Origin of the sequence: Streptomyces sp. NPDC007863, from assembly GCF_040633895.1 — a bacterium.
Taxonomy (GTDB): Bacteria; Actinomycetota; Actinomycetes; order Streptomycetales; family Streptomycetaceae; genus Streptomyces.
The window spans coordinates 1-4725 of sequence record NZ_JBEYEI010000052.1 but is presented as its reverse complement, the minus strand read 5'-3'; the positions used below and the strand labels follow the sequence as shown (position 1 = coordinate 4725).

General features: G+C 68.9%; 4 protein-coding genes. All 4 read left to right on the top strand.

What is annotated here, in order from left to right:
- The first annotated feature begins 504 nt into the window (after positions 1–504).
- The 4 genes from ABZ621_RS37485 (at position 505) to ABZ621_RS37470 (ending at position 4326) form a co-directional block, all read left to right on the top strand.
- Complete coding sequence (locus ABZ621_RS37485; RefSeq protein ID WP_360611637.1) at positions 505–2019, top strand: globin domain-containing protein; 1515 nt, start codon at positions 505–507, stop codon at positions 2017–2019.
- A gap of 38 nt (positions 2020–2057) precedes the next feature.
- Positions 2058–2816 (top strand): pyridoxamine 5'-phosphate oxidase family protein, encoded by a 759-nt coding sequence (locus tag ABZ621_RS37480; protein WP_360611638.1) that lies wholly within the window; start codon positions 2058–2060, stop codon positions 2814–2816.
- 896 nt (positions 2817–3712) lie between these two features.
- Entirely contained in the window at positions 3713–3952 is a 240-nt protein-coding gene (locus ABZ621_RS37475; protein ID WP_360611635.1) for a hypothetical protein, read from the top strand.
- Positions 3952–4326, top strand: a complete 375-nt coding sequence (locus ABZ621_RS37470; protein ID WP_360611633.1) for a toxin Doc — start codon at positions 3952–3954, stop codon at positions 4324–4326. The genes ABZ621_RS37475 and ABZ621_RS37470 overlap by 1 nt, the downstream gene beginning before the upstream one ends.
- The last annotated feature ends 399 nt before the right edge of the window (positions 4327–4725 follow it).

Here is a 4725-nt window from a genome sequence, read left to right as displayed (position 1 = left end):
CCACGGCCGGGTAGTCACACCATCCCGAACGGCCGAATCGTCACACCGGTCACGGCCGATCAGGACTCTTCAGCAAGATCGTGTTACGAGCTCTTGGTGAGAGAATCGTGAAGGATCGGCAGACCTCTGTGGGGAAATCGGATCGCGTCTCCCCACTTTTCGTCGATGAATTCCTCACAATCGCCTGGCGAATGTTTCGTCGTATCGCTCGAACTCGCCGGTAACTCGTGACGGAGGTCGAGGTTCTGAGTCCACGCACCGCGTTGACCAGCTGGAACTCCGTGCCGGCGCTTTGGTCGAAGGTCCTGCTCATGGATGTATGGAGGCGGGGTATGGTCGACGTCGTTCGAACACCCGGACACCCGCCACGTATCAAGTGCGGTGTATTCCAATGGATTTGAAGAGATGGGGCAAAACGCCGGGAATTCCGATGGGAAGGCGCATGGGGCACACGCGGGCCCGATACGAAGACCAACTGAAAGATTTTCGAGGCGAGGCGAACCGATGGATGCTCCGACCACCACGTCAGCCGACGAAGTCAGGTCCGGCGACAGCACGGGCCGCGGCAGTCGGGGCGGAGGCTGGTTCGGCCGAAGCCCCCGGCAGCACCAGGGGGAGGTACCTCGGGACGCGGAGGGCCTCGTACCCAGCCGCCCCGTCACACCGATACGCCCGGTGGGCAGCGGTCCCGACCGGAGCCGTACGGCACACGAGTCACCGGCCCAGGCCGCCGCGCACGGCCGGGCACAGGCACAGGCACAGGCCCAGACCCTGACACCGGAACGGGTCCCACCCCAGGCTCAGGCATCCGCGCCGAACCGGACCCAGGCCCTGGCTTTCGAGCCGGCACCCGCACTCGCACCCGCCCCAGCCCCGGCGCCCGCTTCCGAGGACATGTCCGCCACCGCTCTCCTGCGCCGCACGATGGCCGAGATCGAGCCGATCGCCGACAAGGTCACCTCGCACTTCTACGCCCTGCTCTTTCTCCGCCACCCCGACCTACGCGCCCTCTTCCCCGCGGCGATGGACGCCCAGCGCGACCGCCTCTTCAGAGCGCTGCTCACCGCCGCGACCCATGCGGAGGACACCGAGACCCTGGCGACGTACCTGTCCCACCTCGGCCGCGGGCACCGGAAGTACGGCACCCTTCCCGAGCACTACCCTGCCGTCGGCGAGTGCCTCATCGGTGCCCTCTCCATCTATGCCCCCCAGAGCTGGGGGCCGCGAACCGAGGCCGCCTGGGTCGGCGCCTACACCACGATCTCCCAGATCATGATCGACGCGGCGGCGAAGGACGGGCTGCGCGCCCCCGCCTGGTGGCAGGCGGAGGTCGTCGCGCACGAGATCCGTACGCCGGACATCGCGGTCGTGACCGTCCGTCCCGACCAGCCCCATCCCTTCCTCGCCGGCCAGTACACCGCCCTCGAGACGCCCTGGTGGCCGCGGATCTGGCGGCACTACTCCTTCGCCTCCGCGCCCCGCGCTGACGGGCTGCTCTCGTTCCACGTCAAGGCCGTGCCGGCGGGCTGGGTCTCCAACGCCCTCGTGCACCGCGCCCGTCCGGGAGACGTGATCCGTCTCGGCGCCCCGGCCGGATCCATGACCGTGGACCACAGCACCGACAACGGGCTGCTCTGCCTCGGTGGCGGCACCGGCATCGCGCCCATCAAGGCCCTCGTCGAGGACGTGGCCCAGCACGGCCACCGCCGTTCCGTCCAGGTGTTCTACGGAGCGCGCCGCGACCACGACCTGTACGACATCGAGGCCATGCTCCGCATGCAGCAGTCGCACCCGTGGCTCTCGGTCCGGCCGGTCGTCGACGACAGCCGCGTCGGCGCCCTCGGCGACCGGCTCCCGCAAGCCGTCCGCGAGTACGGCCCCTGGCACACCTACGACGCGTACCTGTCCGGCCCACCGGGCATGATCCGCCGCGGCGTCGACACCCTGGTGGGCATCGGCATCCCCACCCACCGCATACGGCACGACTCCATCGAGGAACTGGTCGGGGCAAGGAATTGAGCACATTCGAACAGACCGGGCACCGGCAGGCGACGCCACTGCGCACCACCCGTCCGGGGAGCGACGGCGAGCATCTGGTCCAGCAGCGCACGGGCACCACCGGTCGCGCCGACAAGTTCTACGCCGAGCAGGTTCTCGACCGGCTCAACACCCGGATGCGGGAGTTCGTGGCGCGCCAGGAGATGTTCTTCCTGGCGACCGCCGACCGGCACGGCGAGTGCGACAACACCTTCCGCGCCGGCCCACCCGGCTTCCTCCACGTCCTCGACGACCGGACCTTGACCTACCCCGAGTATCGCGGCAACGGAGTCCAGGCCAGCCTTGGCAACATCGAGGAGAACCCTCATGTCGGACTCCTGATGATGGACTTCCTCCGCGACCGCATCGGGCTCCACGTCAACGGCACGGCCCGGGTCGTGGGCGACGAAGAGATGCGTGGCACGTACGCCGGACTCGCGTCCGACCCCGTGCCCGGCCGCCGAGCCCAGGCATGGGTGGTCGTGGCGGTGGAGGAGGCGTACATCCACTGCGCCAAGCACATTCCGCACCTGCAGAAGGTGCCTCGCCACGGCTCCGGCCGCGCGTGGGGAACGGACGACTTCAAGCGCAAGGGCGGCGACTTTTTCGGAGCCGCCGCGCAAGCGCCGGAACGAGGCCCGTTCCTGCCGCCGCCCCGCGCGGACGCGTCAACGTGGCGAGCGCAGGCCGAGAAGGTCCTGGAGCGGGCCGAGCAGCGCTCAGCCGAGGCGGAAGAGCAGGCGTTCAGCGGCTGGTTCCGCCGACGTGTGACCGCGTGACCGCCAGGCCGCGCGACCACGTGACCGGTGGCGTCACGCTCCGTGGCGAACCTGGTGGCGAGGACGGTTCGGACCATGTGGCCGAAGTCGGCGGCGGTGGCCAGAGCGTAGACGGCGTCGATGCGGTCGGTGCGGTCGGAGCCGTTGAGAAGGGGCAGGACTACGGGTGTCGCGGCGGTGATCGCGGCTCGGGCGGCGGCCACCGACCAGCCTGCCGGGTAGCCGGTCACCCCGACGCCGTAGCCGCCGAGGATCGGTGCGGCGGAGGAGGAATTCCTCGCGGGAGGCGACGCCGAAGTGCCGGGCGCGGACCGGGCCGCGAGCACAGCGAGGGTGGCCGCACGGGGGAGCGGCGGGCATCGTTGGCGACGGGGATCAGGAACGGTACGCCGATGTCCCTGTACCGGAGGCGGTCGATCTGCTCCCCGCACCTGAGGGGATGATCCCGACGCCGACACCTGGTTGTCGCCGTACAGGCACTGCTCCCCGCGTAAGCGGGGATGGGTCCGAGGGTGAGTGGACCCGCGTCCACCGGGCGAGCTGCTCCGCGTGTGTGCGGGGGCAGTCATGTGTTGCTCAAGGTCACGCACGACCTGGTCCGACGGTTCGCCGTCCTTGCTTCCCGCGTACGTGGGGATGGCCCTCAGTGACAGCTTGGCAGTATGGCGAGTTTCGCTTCGATGAGCTTACGGCTCAGGGCCTCGATGCCGGCGCCGTCCGCATGACGGTCGCCGACCTCTTGCCCGACCGGGCGGTCGTGGAGGAGAACTCCCGGTGCCGGGACTGCCGGTCACCTTCGGTAGACCAGGCAAGGTCGCGGGCTTCCTTCGCGCTGCCGAGCCGGGTCGGTTCGTTCCGCAGCCTCTGATGGTACCTAATAGGTACCATCAGGGGCTATGCCGTCCTTGAACATCACTTTCACCGACGAGGAACTCGAAGCCGTACGAGCCGCGGCGGCAGCCGCGGGGAAGTCGCTGAAGCAGTTCGTCCATGACCTCCCGCTGCGTGAACAGCAGCGTCGGCAGTTCGTCCGCTACGCCGTCTCCTGGGGCGAGGCCCACCAGGACGACTTCGACGACGCCTTCCCCGACGAGGCCCCACCCGCCGCCAGGGGGCGCGGGGCGGACGCCGCCTGATGATCCTCCACATTGACGTCCCCTGGCTCCTGGACGTCCAGGAACAGGCCGTCCCCCAGGACGTCAGCGTCGCCGACTACTCCGCCCTCGTCGCCGCCGTCGCCCGCCACAGGACCCGCATCCCGCGTCCCACCACCGCCGACCCCGATGCGGCCTGGCGCGCCGCCGCGCTGCTCCATACCTTGATCCGGCTGCAGCCTCTGCCCCATCGCAACAGTCTGTTCGCCTGCCAGGTCACCGCCGCCTACATGCACGCCTCCGGAGAGGGCATCGACCCTCCGTACAGGGCCATGGTCGACCTCGTCCGCGACATCAAGGAAGAAAAGGCCACCGTCTACCAGGCCGCCGATCGCATCCGCGCCTGGCGTCTGTGACCACCTGGCTCTGGTCACGTTCGCAGAGCAGCGTTTCGCCAGCCGTTCAGGGGGCAGGGGCGGCGCCGGTCGTTCATGAGAGTGAGCTCTGGCTCAACTCTCGTGAATCCATACCGACCGGGGATCCGGATCACGGGCTCGCCGGCGGGGATGGCCTTGCCGCGACCTGGTGCGTTGAGGCTGCGCCATCTTGAAGTGGCTGGCCGGCTGGGGTGGTGTGACCCAGTTTCGGGCTGGTCGTACTGATCGCGGGCGGCGGTCTGGGGTGTAGATCATCCGGCAGGGCGGTTGTGGCGATGAGTTCACGGGCCTTGACCCCGGATTTTGGACACTCGAGACACTTGGATCTTGAGTCCAGGAGAACGGATGTCCCGTGGTCATGAAGCACTATCCGCCGGA